Origin of the sequence: Paenibacillus pinistramenti, assembly GCF_005869875.1 — a bacterium.
In the GTDB taxonomy this organism is placed as follows: Bacteria; Bacillota; Bacilli; order Paenibacillales; family Paenibacillaceae; genus Fontibacillus; species Fontibacillus pinistramenti.
In genome coordinates this window covers 307,287-322,567 of record NZ_VAWG01000002.1, presented here as the reverse complement: position 1 = coordinate 322,567, position 15,281 = coordinate 307,287, and the positions used below count along the sequence as shown (strand labels likewise).

Sequence of the window (15,281 nt, the reverse complement as noted above, 5' to 3'; positions counted from 1 at the left end):
GAGGGGCGGCAGTGAGCCCGGCTAATAGGAAATAGGTTGGGAGGATGAAAGATGGGAGACAAGGATTTGCAAACCCGGCAAGGGAAGATCATTTTGTTTCAGGGGGATTCCATAACCGATGGAGGGCGCAGCCGCAACGATGATCCGAACCACTGGCTGGGTCACGGGTATGCTTATCTCATTTCAGCCAAGCTGGGGAATCTGTGGGCAGAGAAGAAGCCGGTATTCTATAACCGCGGGGTAAGCGGAGACCGGATGTCCGATTTGTATGGAAGATGGAATGAAGACACGATCGCCCTCAAACCGGATATTTTGAGCATCTTGGCTGGCGTCAATGATATCATCAGGACACTCCGTGCAGAGGAGCGCGGCTTGACGGACCGGTTTGAACGCGCTTTCCGCCATGTGCTGGAAGAAACCGCAGAGGTTCTGCCGGACACGAAGCTCGTGCTGTGCGAACCGTTTATTCTGAATACCGGAGCTCCAGCGGAGCATTGGGAAGAGTGGCAGGCCCGGATTCGGCATTATCAGCAGGTGGTGCGGACGCTTGCCGGTGAATTTGGCGCTGTATTTGTGCCGTTTCAGCACGTTCTGGATGAAGCCGAGCAAAGGGCTGAAGCTTCTTATTGGCTGTGGGACGGGGTGCATCCGACTGCAGCCGCGCATGACCTTCTGGCCGAGCAATGGCTGGAAGCTGTGACTGCGAGCGGCATTTTGAACGATTAAATGCACAATAATATCGGTTTATAGCGTTTAAAATGGATAAAGCAACCAAGCAATCACCATTTTTTATGGAAAAAGAATCGTATTCGGGCGAAATCAAGGAGGTTTGTCTCCAATCAGCGGTTTTAAAGCTGTATTTGTCGAAATTCTGTAACATGTGAGGATTTTGCAAATTGACCTCTCCAAAGTGCGGGAGTATACTTGTGAAAGAAACTTTCAAAAGTTAATTAATTAAATTTTGTGGAGGTTACCGAAAATGAAATTTTTCATCGATACTGCCAATCTGGACGACATCAAAAAAGCTTACAAGCTTGGTGTTCTCTCCGGCGTAACAACAAACCCTTCCCTGGTTGTTAAGGAAGGCGTTAAATTTGAAGACCGCATCGCAGAAATTTTGCAGGCTGTTCCTGAAGTGGAATCCGTTTCCGCTGAAGTTACACCGGATGCTGAATCTGCTGAAGATATGATTGCTCAAGCTCAAGAGCTGATCAAGATCAACAATGGCGACAAGAACATCACCATCAAACTGCCAATGACTTTGGCTGGTCTGGAAGCTTGCCGCGCTTTGACTAAACAAGGCGTTAAGACAAACGTAACTTTGATCTTCACTGTGAACCAGGCTTTGCTGGCTGCACGTGCAGGCGCAACTTACGTTTCTCCGTTCCTCGGTCGTCTGGACGACATCTCCGAAGACGGTGTTCAACTGGTTGCTAAGATCGCTGAACTGTTCCGTGTTCACAACCTGGATACTCAAATCATTGCGGCTTCCGTTCGCCACCCTGACCACGTTACCCGCGTAGCATTGGCTGGTGCGCATATCGCCACTATTCCATTCAGCGTTATTGACCAATTGACTAAACACCCTCTGACTGAGCAAGGTCTGGCTAAATTTGCTGCTGACTGGAGCAAAGCCGTAAAATAATAGAGCCTTCCATTCGGATAGGCTTGACGAGCACTGCGTTGCAAACGCAGTGCTTTTTTCATGGAAAAGTGCGGTTTTGATTTATTTTACATAACATTAACATTCGCTTAACGCTTGTCCACTTGCAGAATGATACGATGGGACTAAAGAGCCAGGGACATACGCACAGGACTCGCATCTCTCATGAATAAAGGGTGAAGCTGTAAATGAAAAAGCCGCTCCTTCCCTCAAGGGATAAAAGCGGTCTGTATAACTACATGACCTTCTTCTATCACATCACACGTCATTCATTTGTTTCTTACAAGCGTTTTAATGAGCTTCAGAGGATTATCCGGACGAGAACGTTAAGCACGGTCTTTCAGCCCATCTTTAACCTGCAAACCGATGCCTGTCTGGGATTTGAAGTGCTGAACCGCCCGCCGGTTAGTTCTTTCTTTCCAAATACCGAGTCCTTCTATGACTTTATCGGATGCACAGACCATGTGTTTGCTTTTGAACAATTCTGCCGTGAGCTTTCGCTGGAGCGCTTCAAGAAGGCAGCCGGGCTGGAGAATAAACAGCCTGCGGTTATTTTTCTGAATGTTCACCCCGAAGTGCTGTCAGACTCCAACTACCGAAGCGGAGAAACCCTGCAGCTGCTGTCCCGGTTTGGATTTGGACCTGAGCAGATCGTATTTGAATTAACAGAGCGTCAGGCCCTGCAGGATTATGAAGCGTTTGAACGGGTGCTGTCCCATTACCGGTCCCAGGGGTTCCGGATTGCAATCGACGATGCGGGGTCGGGATATAACGGGCTCAAAGCCATTGTGAGCTTAAAGCCTGAATTCATTAAGCTGGATAAGTCCATCATCCGCGGCGTCCACGTTCAGCCTAACCAGCAGCATGTGGTGAAGCTTCTTCAGGAATTCGCAGCTGCCTCCGGCACTCATATTATTGCGGAAGGACTTGAAAGCCAGCATGAGATTTCTTACCTGCGTGATCAAGGCATCGAATTCGGCCAAGGATATGCTTTGGGAAGACCGGCAGCCGAACTCCAGTATCGGCCATTATCCTTGTCTTAAGCGCGAGAGGGGATGAGAAGATGTTCACAAAAATCGGCGAAATTTCAGAAGGAATTCCTTTAGTAACGCCTGACACCCAATGCGGTGTTGTTAACAGCTTGTTTAAGCAGGATCCGAAGCTGGAAGGGGTAGCCATTGCAGACAAGGACGGACACCCGCAGCTCCTCATGCGTTCCCGCTTCTATCAGCAGATCGGGACGCAGTATGGCTACAATCTCTATATGGGCAGGCCGGTTCGTCTGGTCATCCACACACAGCCGCTGGTTGTCGATTATGATGAAGCAATTACAGATGTCAGTATTCAGGCGATGAACCGGAGCAACGAGGAACTGTATGACGGGGTGCTTGTCACTCGGGAAGGGCAGCTCCATGGTGCGGTGAGTATCCGGAATTTGCTGCTTGCAGTTGCGGATCTTCGCGCGGAGATGGCGATTTTTCTAAATCCGTTAACGGGGCTGCCAGGAAACCGCATTATTGATGACCGGCTTAACCAGTCGGTTGGGCAGGAATGCTTCAGCGTCTTATACATAGATTTGGATCATTTCAAGACCTATAATGACAGCTACGGCTTTAAGCTGGGGGATCAGCTGATCCAGGCCACAGCGGGCTTGCTGCGCAAGCATTTTGCAGAAGATTTTTTGGGCCACATTGGCGGAGATGACTTCATTGCTATTCTAAATCACCATGATTTTGAGCCGAGGTGCCGCCAGGTCATCGGAGAATTCGAGAAGCTGAAGCAGCTGTTCTACAATGAAGAAGACTGGAACAATCAGTATGTGATGGGGGAAGCGCGGAACGGAGACTACGTTCAAATGCCGTTAACCTCAATCTCTATAGCGGTAGTGACCAACCGGTTTGGTTCTTTCAAGCATATGGATGAAATAGTAGATAACGCCACCCGGATTAAGAAGGTATGCAAGGCGCATCCCGGCAGCGTCAGCTATGCAGATAGCAGACTGGAATCATTCCGGCCTTAAGCTCTACGATAAACACGGGTACGAGGTGGCGGTAAGATGAATTATTCAGGACGGATGTCTGATTTTCCGGTGTTGGAAAAAGTATTCCGGTAGGCCTTCTCATGAAAGGCTGTAATAGAGCGGAATAAGGATTGTCCCTCATCCTTAACCTCAAATTCGGGATCAAGCGGAAGGGCCAGCGCACGGTACGGCTCGGGAACCCAAATGTAGGTGTGTACATAGGCTGTTGAGATAAACCCGCTGCGCTCCCAGAAGCTTAAGCGGGCCCGGTTGATGTCACTGTCCTCAGCTTCAGCTTCAATAATGATCGCTTTAACTGCGTGCTTCTGAACCGCCCAGCCGCGAATCTGCCGGAGGAAGAGGGAGCCGAAGCCCTGGCCGCGCAGATCCTTCCGGACAGCCATGTAATCCAGAATGAGATTCCGTGCTTCCTGCGGCCCGCTGAGTCCCGTTACGGCCATGGCTGCAGCTTCATCCCCGATAAAACCGCCGTGCAAGGTGGCGATTCCTCTGCCAAGCATGCTGCGGAGAATGGATTCCGGCTTGGCTCCGTGCGGGAAAGCCTCCTTATAAATGGGCTTAAGCTTCTCCCACTCCTGCTGATTCCACTCCGTCAATGTTGTAAAAGACATATCCATATGCAATTCCTCCAGCTTGTTCACAAAGTCCATTCCTATTTTATCATACCGGATTGGCTATAAGACAATTTGGCCGCACGGCCAGGCAGCATTCTTGTTCAGATCAAAAAAGTACAAGAAAGCAGCGTGATTATCCAAGTTTCACTGGGCATCTGCCAGTATAATGAAAGTAATTGAACCGGGGAGCAGTCCCCGGTTTCCATTTTTCTGCGCCAGGAGGCCTTGCGAATGAACCACAATGACAGTATACAGCACAGCAGCCGGATGCCTGCGGAAGAGACCATGCCGATCCAAGACGGTTATGTCTCGGTTACGGCTTTATCTACGGCGGCGAATTTTATTATGAATCGGCAGGAGCCGTTTACCCATACTTACCGGGCTTACATTCGAGCTCAAGCAAGCGGCAGGCTGAAGCTGCGTTTGTGGCACAGCAATGCAGTGGATTCGACCTGGGACAAAGGCCAGGACGCTGCCGGAGGAGAGCCTGGGGGAAGATGGCGGATAGAAGCCGCCTATATCGGGGACGGCGGCCTGGAGCCGGATGGCACACTTGATCCTGCGAAGCTGTATCCTGTTACCTTTGGCGGGTCAGGAAGCAAAGAGGTGGAGCCCGGAGAGAAATTCAGCAGTGATGAGGTGACCGTAGACCTCGAAGAGGGGCATTACCTGGTGTTCAGCTGGACCCTGACATCGCCTGAGCCTGGCAAATCCTTCCCTTATAACGTGGAAGATTTGCTGGCCTCGGCATATGACGCGCCTGGGACGCTGGCAGACCAAGCTTCCGCAGAAGGATTTCAGCACTCGGCAAAGATTCTTGTACTGCCGAGCTTGATCGGCTGCTCCCGTCCTGAAGCCAGAAACCTGATCATGCTGGGGGACTCGATTACTCAAGGCGTCCGGACAGCTAAAGATGCCTATGAGTACTGGGCAGCACGCATCAGTGCGGAACTTGGCCCGGATTACGGGGTCTGGAACATCGGATCCGGCTGGGGAAGGGCTTATGATGCCGCAGCGGAGAACAGTCCTTGGCTCTATAAGGCAAAGTTCGCGGATGAGATGCTTATGATGCTCGGCGTCAATGATCTTGATATCGGTGAACGTTCCGCCGATGAGCTTTGGGAGGACTTGACGACCATTATCAGCAGAGTTAAAGCCTTTAACCCGGACATGAAGATTATGCTGAGCACTGTTCCCCCGTTTAATTTCGCCGAGAACAGAGAGAAAGAGTGGCGTTCCATTAATGAGCGGATTCTGAATGAACCGCCGGCCGGGGCGGACAGAGTGTTTAACGTTGGGGACACGTTGTCCTGCGCGAAACCGGAGGATCACCGCATTCAAGCTAAATATATGAGCAATGAATTTGATCCTCATCCAAATGGAGCAGCCGGGGCTGCGGTTGCGGAAGCTTTTTTGAAATGGTATAGAGCTGGCAGAATCGAATAAATCACTTCAACTTCAAAGCCTTGAGCCGCTTATGGTTCAGGGCTTTTTTTGCGTGCCGTGTAATGGAGTGGCTTAGCGTAGAATAGCAGGGAATGGTACTGTGCCCCGATGAGCACCGGATTGACATCTAGTCTACTGAGAATTATTCTCATATAGGAAAAGACAGAGACTCGCAGGTAAATTCTGCAGAGGAGGGATGCGGAGATGACTAAAACCAAGACAGCACCGGACCGGTGGATGCCGCGGCTGGAATCCGTGAAACGGATTGAGGATATTGCGGCCTGGGAGTCGGCCAGGCTCTTTACGGACAGCTACGTGCTCTTCGCCGTCATGAAGGGAACCGGCCGGCTGTCGATGGAGCGGGAGGAGTATGATCTGGAACCGAATCAGCTCTATCTCTGTGCACCGAAACGAGTCTATCAGATAACCGAGATTTTTAAAGGCCAGCTGAGGCTTTATGTGCTGAATTTTCAAATCTATGAATACGGGTTATCTGGAAGAGAGACTCTTCAACTGCTCAGTGAAGCCGATCCTCTATTTGTACAGCAGCCTTTAACCTTGAATCGGACGGACCCGGCTTATGCATGGATCGCTGATATTTCAGACAAAGCGGAAAGCGTGCAGCCGCTGGAACGGTATGAGGCCCAGATTCTATTTCAGAGACTGCTGCTTCACCTGCTGGCGCACCAGAATACGGCCCGTAATCCCGGCTCGGCACTGAATGAAACGAAGGCATACATAGACCTCCATTATCGGTCCAGTTTGAACATCGAGCGCCTTGCCCAGATTGCTAACTTAAGCCCCAATTATTTCGTTGAGCAGTTCAAGAAGACCTTTGGACTCAGCGCCATCGAGTATCTGACCTCGGTCAGGATGAAGGAGGCCAGGCAGCTGCTGGCGAGATCTGCCGTTCGCCCGCGCAAATTGAGGGAGATTGCAGCCGCAGTCGGCTATCAGGATGAGTTCTACTTCAGCAGAAAGTTCAAGATGCTGACCGGTGTGAGCCCCAGCCAATACGTCAAGAGCAGAAGGCGGAAAATTGCTTGCTGCGATGCTGCTTCAGCCGGGTATCTGCTCGCCCTTCAGCTCATTCCCTATGCTGCTCCGCTGCACCCCAAATGGACAGCCCATTACTATGACAGCATCAGAGAAGATGTTGCCGTACACCTCAGCGCCTACCGGAATAACCAGCATTGGGCGTCCAATCTGGGGCTGCTGGCACAAGCCGAGCCTGAGCTTATCCTCTATAAAGCCGGGATAAGTCCGGCTGAGCGGGAGAGGCTTGAGCAGCTCGCGCCTGCCTACGGGATCTCTCCGTATTCCATAGGGTGGAGGGAACAGCTTCTCCAGCTTGGAGAGATGCTTGATGAAAGGCCGGAAGCCGAGCATTGGCTTGGCAGCTATGAGAGGAAGGCGCGAACCGCTAAATCCTTGCTGAAGCATACCCTGAAAGAGGAGCGCATGCTCGTGCTGAGAATCTTTGGCCGCGAAATCCATGTCTACAGCAATCGGTCGGTTGCCGAGGTGCTGTATGGGGACTTGAACGTGCAGCCAGCCTATCAGCGCCCGGAGCCCCTGTTTGATGAGAAGGTGAGCCTGAGCAAGCTTCAGGCCATTAACGCCAGCAGGCTGCTTGTGCTGATAAGACAGGAGACAGAGACCCTAAAGTATTGGTCAGAGCTGCAGCATTCAGCAGACTGGCAGGCCTTGGAGGCTGTCCGGCAGAAGCGCGTTCACCTTCTCTCGTCCGATCTATGGTTTGAATATTCACCGGCAGCGCATGAGCGCATCGTTGATCGTATCACCGGCATGCTGACGGAAGATAGTCCAGATTAAAAACGGAGAATTGTACATGGACGGAGCCCTTATTCAACTTTAATATGATAATGATTATCAATATCATTTAGAGCGAGAGGGGAACCTTATTTATGTCTTTATCTTTATCAGTTAGAAAAATAACCAGCTTGATCATAGCAGGATCTTTGCTTGCCGCCTTGGCGGCCTGCGGAGCAAACAGCAATGATTCTACGAGCGAGGCAGCTTCCACGGCGCCGTCTTCATCCAGCAGCGGGGAGGCCGCTGGCGCAAACGCAGCAGCTTCGGATGCTGGCACTGGCACCTCCACAGAACCGGCAGCTGCTGGAACGCAGACGATCAGCTATCTCGGGAAGGACTATACGGTGCCTGCCCGTACCGAAAGACTGGTGATTACCGGCAGTCTCGAGGCGATGGAGGACGCTTTGGTGCTTGGGGTAAATCCGGTCGGTGCGATTTCCGTTGGAGGTAAATTCCCGGACATGTTCAAAGACATTACAGCCAATGCGGAATCCGCTGGGGAGAAGACGCAGCCCGACTTTGAAACCATTGTCAAGCTGAAGCCGGATGTGATCCTCGGCACTGGAAAGTTCCCTGAGGAGGTCAGTGCGAAGCTGGCCAAAATCTCGACGATGATCCCGATTTCCTATTCGGCCGCGGACTGGGAAGCCAACTTGAACCTGCTTGGAGCTCTGACCGGAAAGCAGCAGCAGGCCGAACAGATTATCAAGCAGTATAAAGATGATGCTGCAGCCGCCAAGTCACAGCTGGGCACCAAGCTGCAGGACAAGAAGGTGATGGTGGTCCGGATCCGGACAGGCAATATCATGATCTATGGCGCAGATCTCTTCTTTAATCCATCGCTGTATCAGGATCTGGGCTTTACGGTGCCTGCAGAGATCAAAGCTGCGAAATCGCAGGAGACAGTGTCGCTGGAGAAATTCAGCGAGATGAATCCGGATTACCTGTTCATCCAATTCTCCGAGGACGAGAACAAAGACAAGCCCAAAGCTTTGGAGGAGCTGGAAAATAATCCGATCTGGAAAACGATTAATGCCGTTAAATCCAATCACGTATATGTCAATGCTGTCGACCCGCTGGCACAGGGAGGAACGGCCTGGAGCAAATCAACGTTCCTCAAGGCTGTAGTTGAGAAGCTGTCGGCTGAATAAACGGGAACAAAACCGGAGGTAGGACATGATGCAGAACCGGAGAAAGAGATCGGCTCCTCTGATGATATTGGTATGCTCACCGATCGTCATCGCTCTAGTGGTCATCCTGTCCGTCACTTTTGGAGCCAAATCGATTAGCGGAATCACCGTATGGAATGCAATCTTTCATTTTAATCCAGATAATGTTGATCACCAAATTATTATTCATTCGCGGCTGCCGAGAGCCCTGGGGGCTCTCCTGATCGGGGCTTGTCTGGCTGTATCCGGCGCGATTATGCAGGGCATGACACGTAATTATCTTGCTTCTCCTTCCATCATGGGTGTGTCAGACGGAGCTGTCTTTGCCGTTACGCTCTGCATGATTGTGATGCCCGGCGTATCCTCGCTGGACCTGATCTTTTATTCGCTTCTCGGTTCAGCCGCGGCTTACGGCCTGGTCTTTGGAGCTGCCTCCTTATTGACTGACGGCCTCAGCCCGGTCAAGCTGGCCATTCTCGGCACGATCACCGGCACATTCCTGAGCAGTCTGGCTGCCGCAGCCGCTTCTTATTTTCAGCTGTCCCAGCAAATCAGCTTTTGGTACAATGCCAGACTGCACCAGCTGGAGCCGCAGATGATCAAGCTGGCGATTCCTTTTGCCGCGGCAGGACTTGTGCTTGCTGTCTGTGTGTCGAGATCGATTACGGTATTGTCTCTAGGCGAAGAAATCTCTGCCGGACTTGGCCAGCGGACGTTCTGGGTCAAAGGCATCGGAACCTTATCCGTTGTTCTGCTGACAGGAGTATCCGTTGCGCTGGCCGGCAATATCGGCTTTGTGGGATTAATCATTCCGCATATCACCCGTTATCTGACCGGAATTGATTATAAATGGATTATTCCGTGCTCAGGTGTGATCGGCGGTGTATTTCTGGCTGCCTCCGATGTCCTGGCCCGGTTCGTCAATTATCCGTTTGAGACGCCGATCGGGGTCATTACGTCGGTCATCGGAGTTCCATACTTCCTGTATTTGATCAAAAGAAAAGGAGCACGAAGGCATGCGGCGTAACTCTTCTGGAATGCGTTATAGAACGCGTTATAGAACTCGTTATGGAACGCTTCTGCTGCTGCTTGCCGGAAGCATCCTGGCCGTATTCTATATCAGCTTGACGAACGGATCCTTTGATATTCCTGTAAAAGATATCGTCCTGACCCTGCTGCGCATTCATCCGGCTGCGGACTACGATCTGATCCTGTTCGAGTTCCGGCTGCCGCGGATTGCGGCTGCTGCAATAGTCGGCTTTGGATTAGGCATCGCCGGTACGGTTATTCAAGGCGTTACTTGCAATCCGCTGGCCGATCCCGGAATCCTCGGCATTAACGCAGGGGCTGGAGCAGCGGTTGTGTTCTTCATGTTCCTGACCCAGGGACAAACGGACGCAGGAGACCTGTTCGGCGCTTTGGCTATGCCGGTGTTTGGATGGGCAGGCGGGCTTGGCGCGGCGGTATTTATATATTTTTTTGCCAGAAAAAACGGGGTTCTGGATACCCAGCAGCTCATTCTTGCCGGTTTGGCAGCAGGCTCCGGATTAGGGGCGGCAACCTTGTTTGTTTCGCTCAAGATGAATCCGCAGGATTATGAAATGGCGGCGGTATGGCTGGCCGGAAGTATCTGGAACAGCAGCTGGACCTACATTCTGAGCATTCTGCCGTGGCTGCTGGTATTAACGCCCATTGTGATTCACAAAGCACGGCTGCTTGATCTCTATCAGCTTGGTGAGAACACAGCTAAGGGCCTTGGCGTTAAAGTCGAACGGGAGAAAAATCTGCTGCTGCTCTGCAGTATCGGCATCATCGGCGCCTGTGTTTCAGTGTCAGGAAACATCGGCTTTATAGGTCTGCTGGCTCCGCATATTGCCAAGCGGCTTACAGGCAGCCGGCACTCTCAAATTCTCCCGCTCGCCGGCTTGATCGGAGCGCTTCTGGTTATGGCTGCGGATGCCATCGCGAAGCAGGTGTTCGCGCCTGTAGAGCTTCCTGTCGGCATTGTCATTGCCATTATCGGTATTCCCTATTTTATTTATTTGCTTTATTCCACACAGAAACGGCGGTAGTGAACCTATTTATTCATCTATTCATCTATTCATCTATTCATTCACAAGCAAGGAGGAATTGCGCAATGAATCTGCTGGGCTGCCGCAGAAGCTTTGAATTGCCAAATGCCTGGCAATGGGAGGTAACCTCGCAGACAAGCGGCCGGGAATACCGGATTTTTGCCTCGGTACCGAACCAAGAGCCGCCTGCGGGGGGATTTCCGGTTATTTATGTGCTTGATGCCAATGCGGTATTTGCAACTGTGACCGAAACGCTGCGCGTTCAGTCCCGGAGACCTGAGAAGACAGGGGTTGTGCCTGCTGTCGTGATTGGAATCGGTTACCGGACGGAGTCTCCTTTTTCCAATGAACGCACCTATGATTTCACTTTGCCGCGTGAGGACGGTCAGCCTTATTCGTTTAAGAATAGAACGTTTGCAGAAGAGGGCGGCGCGGAGCGTTTTATGCAATTTATTGAGGAGGAGCTTAAACCCGCAGTGGAGGAGGCTTATCCCATAAATCGCAGCCAGCAGTCGATCATCGGCCACTCCCTCGGAGGATTGTTTGTCCTGCAGATGCTGCTGCTTCATCCGCAGACGTTTCAGAATTACATTGCAGGGAGTCCGTCCATCCACTGGAATGAATCGTTTATCTTTGAAGAAGCGGAGCGGCTTGCCGGCAGGCTCCAAGGGTTGGCGGAGGAGAGAAGGCTGCTGGTCGCGGCAGGAGAGCTCGAAACGTCGCACCGGATGATTGAGAATGCGGAGACCTTGCACCGGAAGCTGACGGACCTGCGCAGCTCAGGCTTAACCGTAGAATACAAGAACTTTAAGGATGAGGCCCATGTCTCTGTATTGGCTGTGCTGATGAGCCAAGGGGTCAGATTTGCACTCCGGTCTGCGGGCAAGCCTGCGGAGAATCCGGACTTTGCCGACAACAAATAAGGAGGATGATGAAATGCTGGTTCAGACGAGATGCATTAAGGTGGCTAAAGGATATTTGGATGAGGTCACAGAGAAATTCAGCAAGCCAAGCCCTGTTGACGAATTCGAAGGTTTGATCGACCGGACGGTCATGGTGAGCAAAAGGTCCAAAGACTATGACGAAGTGATGGTTATGATCCGGTGGGCCTCGGAAGAAGCCTGGAAAAATTGGGAGAAAAGCGATGTGCACCTCGCTGGCCACCGGGCAAACCGCGGTAAAACAGAACCGGAGTACATCCTGGACAAGAAGGTTGCGATGTATGAGGTTACAGCGGTCACTGAAGGGGTGATCAAATAGAAGAACCAGCAGGAAAGCTGCCGCTTTTGCGGCGGCTTTTTTCATTTTGCTGTGAATATTCGGCTGAAAACAGGTATTAAGAACTATTTTAGCGGCCGAAATTTCAACTTTAAGGTCGCTAAGACTATGAAATCTCCCCGATTTTATAGCCGATAAAGGAATAAAGGGCCTTTATTTCACAGGGAAGGGCTGACAGGTTGCAGTCTTGGTTAGATAGATATTCTGCAGGAGGGGAATAGATTGAAAGTTTCTGTTATGGATCTCCAGCACGGCGACCGCCTTATTCAGGATACGTTCAACAGCGTGGGACTTCATATCCTGGGCAAGGGTGCGGTTATTAAAGCTGAGGACATCGCCCTGCTGCTCCGGCATCAGGTTGAACATGTCGAGATTGAAGAGAGAGCGCCGCAACCGGGCGGTGCTGCAGCAGAGGTTGACCCGGCAGCGGAGGAAGCGGTCCGGGCGGAGAAGACGATTAAACCGCGGTTTGATTTTACTGTTCAAAATTATCAGTCTGCGTTTCTGAATGCGCTGGTTAACGGCCATTTTGATTCAAGCCGTGTGGATCATGCCTATGCACCCATGGTCGATGAGCTTGCCGTACATAAGGATGTTGTCCGTTTGCTGCTGATGCTCGAGCGCGACGATGTCAATAATTACACGCATTCCATTCAGGTAGGAACGTTATCTTATTACATAGCCAGCTGGCTCGGTTATACGAAGGAAGAGTGCTACCAGATCAGTAAAGGCGGTTTTCTGCATGATATCGGCAAGTGCAGGGTTTCGCTGCGAATCCGCTACAAAGAGGAGTCCTTGACTCCGCAGGAATGGAAGGAATACCAGAAGCATACGGTCTATGGCTATGATCTGATTCAGAACTCAAACATGGATCAGACCACTGCGCTGATCGCTTTGCAGCACCATGAACGGGAAGACGGCTCGGGTTATCCGAACGGGCTGGTGAAGCAGGAGATTCATCCGTATGCGCAAATTGTCGCGGTGGCGGACGAATACGTCAGCATGCGCGAGAAGAACGATTCCGACAAACCGAACAATCTGATTGCGAATCTGAAGGAAATGTACGCCCTGAGCTTCGGCAAGTTAAATGAGAAGCCGGTGCATACCCTAATTCAGCACCTGCTGCCTAACTTTATCGGGAAGAAGGTTCATCTGAGCAACGGGGAGCAGGGAACCATCGTGATGAACAACTTATCCGACATGTTCCGCCCGCTCGTGAAAGTGGATTCCAATGTTTACCGCGACTTGTCCAAAAGCCGCAGTCTGGAGATCGAAGAGGTTCTGCTGTAAGGAACCTGCCGCTAAGGCAGGTTTTTTTGTGCGGATAAGACTGCAAATAAGTCAAGTTATATTCGTACATGCTAAGGTTAGGACATATGTCCTTCCCCTGACTCCCTTATCTATCTTTTAATAAGGTACAGGAGAACAGAAGGAGAGGGAAACATGAAAGGAAGTATTAAAGGGGCCGTCTTTGCTTTTATTGGCGGAGCCTGCATTACGCTTCAAGGAGTGGCCAATACAAGAATCAGCAAAGATATCGGCACCTGGCAGGCTGCTGCGGTTACACAGATGACGGGTTTTGTGCTCGCTTTTTTGATTTTTCTGCTGATACGGATCCAAGGACGGCAGGGAGAGAGGGGCAGCAGCGGCGGGTTTCGAGCGGTCAAGCCGCTGTATCTATTTGGCGGGGCACTTGGGGCGGTCATTATCTTCAGTGAAGTAACGGCCATGCAAAAGATAGGCATCACGTTCACGATCGCCGCTCTGTTGATTGCCCAGCTGTTATCCGCTTTTCTGATCGACAGCAGGGGCTGGTTTGGCGTTGTGAAGCAGAAGATCAGGCTTCCGCAGGCAGCCGGCATCGGCTTGATGATTGCCGGTATCGTTATGATGAAGGTGTTCTAGGACAGAATTGGAGGCGCTGCAGGAATGAAAGAGGTTCAGGACCGGCAGATGCTGGCAGATTATCTCAGCGGGCATCGGCTGGAGAAGGTTTTTCCCGAGGCACTGCTGCCGTATCTTACGCTGCTCCGCTTTGAACGGGGGGAGCCGATCTGTTCGCAGGGGGACCGCGGGCACAGTCTGTATGTGCTGGTCAAGGGAAAGATTAAGGTGTTTACGACATCACCTGAGGGAAAGTCATTAATTATTTCTTTCACAACCCCTCTTGAGGTGATTGGAGATATTGAGTATATTCGGGGAATTGAAATCATCAATACGGTGGAGGCGGTTACTCCTGTCCTGATGATCGGCGTTCCGTTCCGCTGGCTGGATAAGTATGGAAAAGACTATGCGCCGCTGCTTCAATTCCTGCTGGATATTATTACGCACAAGTTCTACCGGAAGTCGAATTTCTTAAGCTTTAACCTGCTGCATCCGGTAGAGGTGAGGCTGGCGAGTTATCTTCTGTCGGTCTCCGACGATGATGCAGAATTGCACACGGGCGGGCAGATCAGCACCTCAAGCCTTAAAGATGCGGCGAATCTGATCGGCACCAGCTACCGGCATCTGAACAGGGTAATCCAGAAATTCTGCGAGTCCGGGCTTGTTGAGCGGAATAATGGATATCTGACGGTGATAAATAAAGAAGGGTTGAAGAAGCTGATCGGACACAGCATTTATGAGGAGGAGGAGCGTCATTCATGATCACCGGCATCGTGTTAGCCTTAATTGCAGGGGCGCTTGTAAGTCTGCAAAATATTTTTAACAATAAAGTCAATCAGCATGTCAGCTCATGGGCCACTACGTCTTTGGTGCTCGGCATGGGATTTGCCGCTTCGCTTGGCATCGGGCTGCTGTTTGAGGGCAAGCAGATGTTTCATTTGACGCACATGCAGTCCTGGTATTGGATCAGCGGGATGATCGGGGTAGGAGTCGTTATCAGCTTGGTGCAGGCCTTAAGGCATCTCTCGCCAACGTATGCCATATCCATCGTCATGACCTCCCAGCTGGGATTTGCATGTCTGTGGGATTCTCTGGGCTGGCTGGGGCTGCAAAAAGTTCCTTTCAAGCTCAGTCAGCTGCTGGGCGTCCTGTTGATCGTTGCCGGAATCGTTGTGTTTAAGGCCGGCGGCAGAGCGGATAAAGTGAGCCTGACCAGAACGAAACCGTCTAATTAGCTGCAGCAATTAAACGCAATCTTATTTGTTCGTATTGAAACAC

General features: G+C 51.3%; 16 protein-coding genes. 15 read left to right on the top strand and 1 reads right to left on the bottom strand.

Features of this window, described 5'->3' with window-relative positions:
• Nucleotides 1–51: 51 nt before the first annotated feature.
• The 4 genes from FCN15_RS04225 to FCN15_RS04210 all read left to right on the top strand — a co-directional run bounded on the left by FCN15_RS04225 (nucleotide 52) and on the right by FCN15_RS04210 (nucleotide 3,683).
• Complete coding sequence (locus FCN15_RS04225) at nucleotides 52–726, top strand: SGNH/GDSL hydrolase family protein (RefSeq protein WP_138493724.1); 675 nt, start codon at nucleotides 52–54, stop codon at nucleotides 724–726.
• A 253-nt stretch (nucleotides 727–979) separates the two neighbouring features.
• Nucleotides 980–1,645 (top strand): fructose-6-phosphate aldolase, encoded by a 666-nt coding sequence (gene fsa, locus FCN15_RS04220; RefSeq protein ID WP_068694937.1) that lies wholly within the window; start codon nucleotides 980–982, stop codon nucleotides 1,643–1,645.
• 206 nt (nucleotides 1,646–1,851) lie between these two features.
• Nucleotides 1,852–2,706 carry an EAL domain-containing protein gene (locus FCN15_RS04215; RefSeq protein ID WP_138493722.1) on the top strand — a complete coding sequence of 285 codons (855 nt, stop codon included), beginning with the start codon at nucleotides 1,852–1,854 and terminating at the stop codon, nucleotides 2,704–2,706.
• Nucleotides 2,707–2,726: 20 nt separating this feature from the next.
• Nucleotides 2,727–3,683, top strand: a complete 957-nt coding sequence (locus FCN15_RS04210) for a GGDEF domain-containing protein (protein WP_138493721.1) — start codon at nucleotides 2,727–2,729, stop codon at nucleotides 3,681–3,683.
• A gap of 41 nt (nucleotides 3,684–3,724) precedes the next feature.
• Here the strand turns inward: FCN15_RS04210 and FCN15_RS04205 are convergent, their stop codons facing one another.
• Complete coding sequence (locus FCN15_RS04205) at nucleotides 3,725–4,321, bottom strand: GNAT family N-acetyltransferase (protein WP_138493719.1); 597 nt, start codon at nucleotides 4,319–4,321, stop codon at nucleotides 3,725–3,727.
• Nucleotides 4,322–4,549: 228 nt separating this feature from the next.
• On the opposite strand from FCN15_RS04205, the gene FCN15_RS04200 reads away from it, so the two are divergent.
• The 11 genes from FCN15_RS04200 to FCN15_RS04150 all read left to right on the top strand — a co-directional run bounded on the left by FCN15_RS04200 (nucleotide 4,550) and on the right by FCN15_RS04150 (nucleotide 15,238).
• The gene (locus tag FCN15_RS04200) at nucleotides 4,550–5,764 is read left to right on the top strand and encodes an SGNH/GDSL hydrolase family protein (protein ID WP_238996498.1); all 1,215 of its coding nucleotides are present in this window, start codon (nucleotides 4,550–4,552) and stop codon (nucleotides 5,762–5,764) included.
• Between the two features lie 204 nt (nucleotides 5,765–5,968).
• Entirely contained in the window at nucleotides 5,969–7,600 is a 1,632-nt protein-coding gene (locus FCN15_RS04195; protein ID WP_138493717.1) for a helix-turn-helix domain-containing protein, read from the top strand.
• A gap of 92 nt (nucleotides 7,601–7,692) precedes the next feature.
• A complete protein-coding gene (locus tag FCN15_RS04190) occupies nucleotides 7,693–8,751 on the top strand; it encodes an ABC transporter substrate-binding protein (protein WP_138493715.1) in 1,059 nt (352 codons plus the stop codon).
• Nucleotides 8,752–8,779: 28 nt separating this feature from the next.
• Nucleotides 8,780–9,796 (top strand): FecCD family ABC transporter permease, encoded by a 1,017-nt coding sequence (locus tag FCN15_RS04185; RefSeq protein WP_138494018.1) that lies wholly within the window; start codon nucleotides 8,780–8,782, stop codon nucleotides 9,794–9,796.
• A 10-nt stretch (nucleotides 9,797–9,806) separates the two neighbouring features.
• Entirely contained in the window at nucleotides 9,807–10,841 is a 1,035-nt protein-coding gene (locus FCN15_RS04180) for a FecCD family ABC transporter permease (protein WP_138494017.1), read from the top strand.
• 65 nt (nucleotides 10,842–10,906) lie between these two features.
• A complete protein-coding gene (locus FCN15_RS04175) occupies nucleotides 10,907–11,764 on the top strand; it encodes an alpha/beta hydrolase (protein WP_138493713.1) in 858 nt (285 codons plus the stop codon).
• 13 nt (nucleotides 11,765–11,777) lie between these two features.
• The gene (locus tag FCN15_RS04170) at nucleotides 11,778–12,101 is read left to right on the top strand and encodes an antibiotic biosynthesis monooxygenase (RefSeq protein ID WP_138493711.1); all 324 of its coding nucleotides are present in this window, start codon (nucleotides 11,778–11,780) and stop codon (nucleotides 12,099–12,101) included.
• A 240-nt stretch (nucleotides 12,102–12,341) separates the two neighbouring features.
• Nucleotides 12,342–13,409, top strand: coding sequence for an HD-GYP domain-containing protein (locus FCN15_RS04165; protein ID WP_138493710.1), 1,068 nt, complete (start codon nucleotides 12,342–12,344; stop codon nucleotides 13,407–13,409).
• A 165-nt stretch (nucleotides 13,410–13,574) separates the two neighbouring features.
• Nucleotides 13,575–14,024, top strand: a complete 450-nt coding sequence (locus FCN15_RS04160; protein WP_138494016.1) for a DMT family transporter — start codon at nucleotides 13,575–13,577, stop codon at nucleotides 14,022–14,024.
• 24 nt (nucleotides 14,025–14,048) lie between these two features.
• A complete protein-coding gene (locus FCN15_RS04155; protein WP_138493708.1) occupies nucleotides 14,049–14,765 on the top strand; it encodes a Crp/Fnr family transcriptional regulator in 717 nt (238 codons plus the stop codon).
• On the top strand, nucleotides 14,762–15,238 hold the full coding sequence (locus tag FCN15_RS04150) for a DMT family transporter (RefSeq protein ID WP_138493706.1): 477 nt from the start codon (nucleotides 14,762–14,764) through the stop codon (nucleotides 15,236–15,238). The genes FCN15_RS04155 and FCN15_RS04150 overlap by 4 nt, the downstream gene beginning before the upstream one ends.
• Nucleotides 15,239–15,281 lie beyond the last annotated feature (43 nt).

Excerpts from the sequence above, each read along its gene's own strand:
- fsa (WP_068694937.1), top strand. The coding sequence starts at position 980 with ATGAAATTTTTCATCGATACTGCCAATCTGGACGACATCAAAAAAGCT.
- FCN15_RS04225 (WP_138493724.1), top strand. The coding sequence starts at position 52 with ATGGGAGACAAGGATTTGCAAACCCGGCAAGGGAAGATCATTTTGTTT.
- FCN15_RS04210 (WP_138493721.1), top strand. The coding sequence starts at position 2,727 with ATGTTCACAAAAATCGGCGAAATTTCAGAAGGAATTCCTTTAGTAACG.
- FCN15_RS04215 (WP_138493722.1), top strand. The coding sequence starts at position 1,852 with ATGAAAAAGCCGCTCCTTCCCTCAAGGGATAAAAGCGGTCTGTATAAC.
- FCN15_RS04150 (WP_138493706.1), top strand. The coding sequence starts at position 14,762 with ATGATCACCGGCATCGTGTTAGCCTTAATTGCAGGGGCGCTTGTAAGT.
- FCN15_RS04185 (WP_138494018.1), top strand. The coding sequence starts at position 8,780 with ATGCAGAACCGGAGAAAGAGATCGGCTCCTCTGATGATATTGGTATGC.
- FCN15_RS04190 (WP_138493715.1), top strand. The coding sequence starts at position 7,693 with ATGTCTTTATCTTTATCAGTTAGAAAAATAACCAGCTTGATCATAGCA.
- FCN15_RS04170 (WP_138493711.1), top strand. The coding sequence starts at position 11,778 with ATGCTGGTTCAGACGAGATGCATTAAGGTGGCTAAAGGATATTTGGAT.
- FCN15_RS04175 (WP_138493713.1), top strand. The coding sequence starts at position 10,907 with ATGAATCTGCTGGGCTGCCGCAGAAGCTTTGAATTGCCAAATGCCTGG.
- FCN15_RS04205 (WP_138493719.1), bottom strand. The coding sequence starts at position 4,321 with ATGGATATGTCTTTTACAACATTGACGGAGTGGAATCAGCAGGAGTGG.
- FCN15_RS04200 (WP_238996498.1), top strand. The coding sequence starts at position 4,550 with ATGAACCACAATGACAGTATACAGCACAGCAGCCGGATGCCTGCGGAA.
- FCN15_RS04180 (WP_138494017.1), top strand. The coding sequence starts at position 9,807 with ATGCGTTATAGAACGCGTTATAGAACTCGTTATGGAACGCTTCTGCTG.
- FCN15_RS04195 (WP_138493717.1), top strand. The coding sequence starts at position 5,969 with ATGACTAAAACCAAGACAGCACCGGACCGGTGGATGCCGCGGCTGGAA.
- FCN15_RS04155 (WP_138493708.1), top strand. The coding sequence starts at position 14,049 with ATGAAAGAGGTTCAGGACCGGCAGATGCTGGCAGATTATCTCAGCGGG.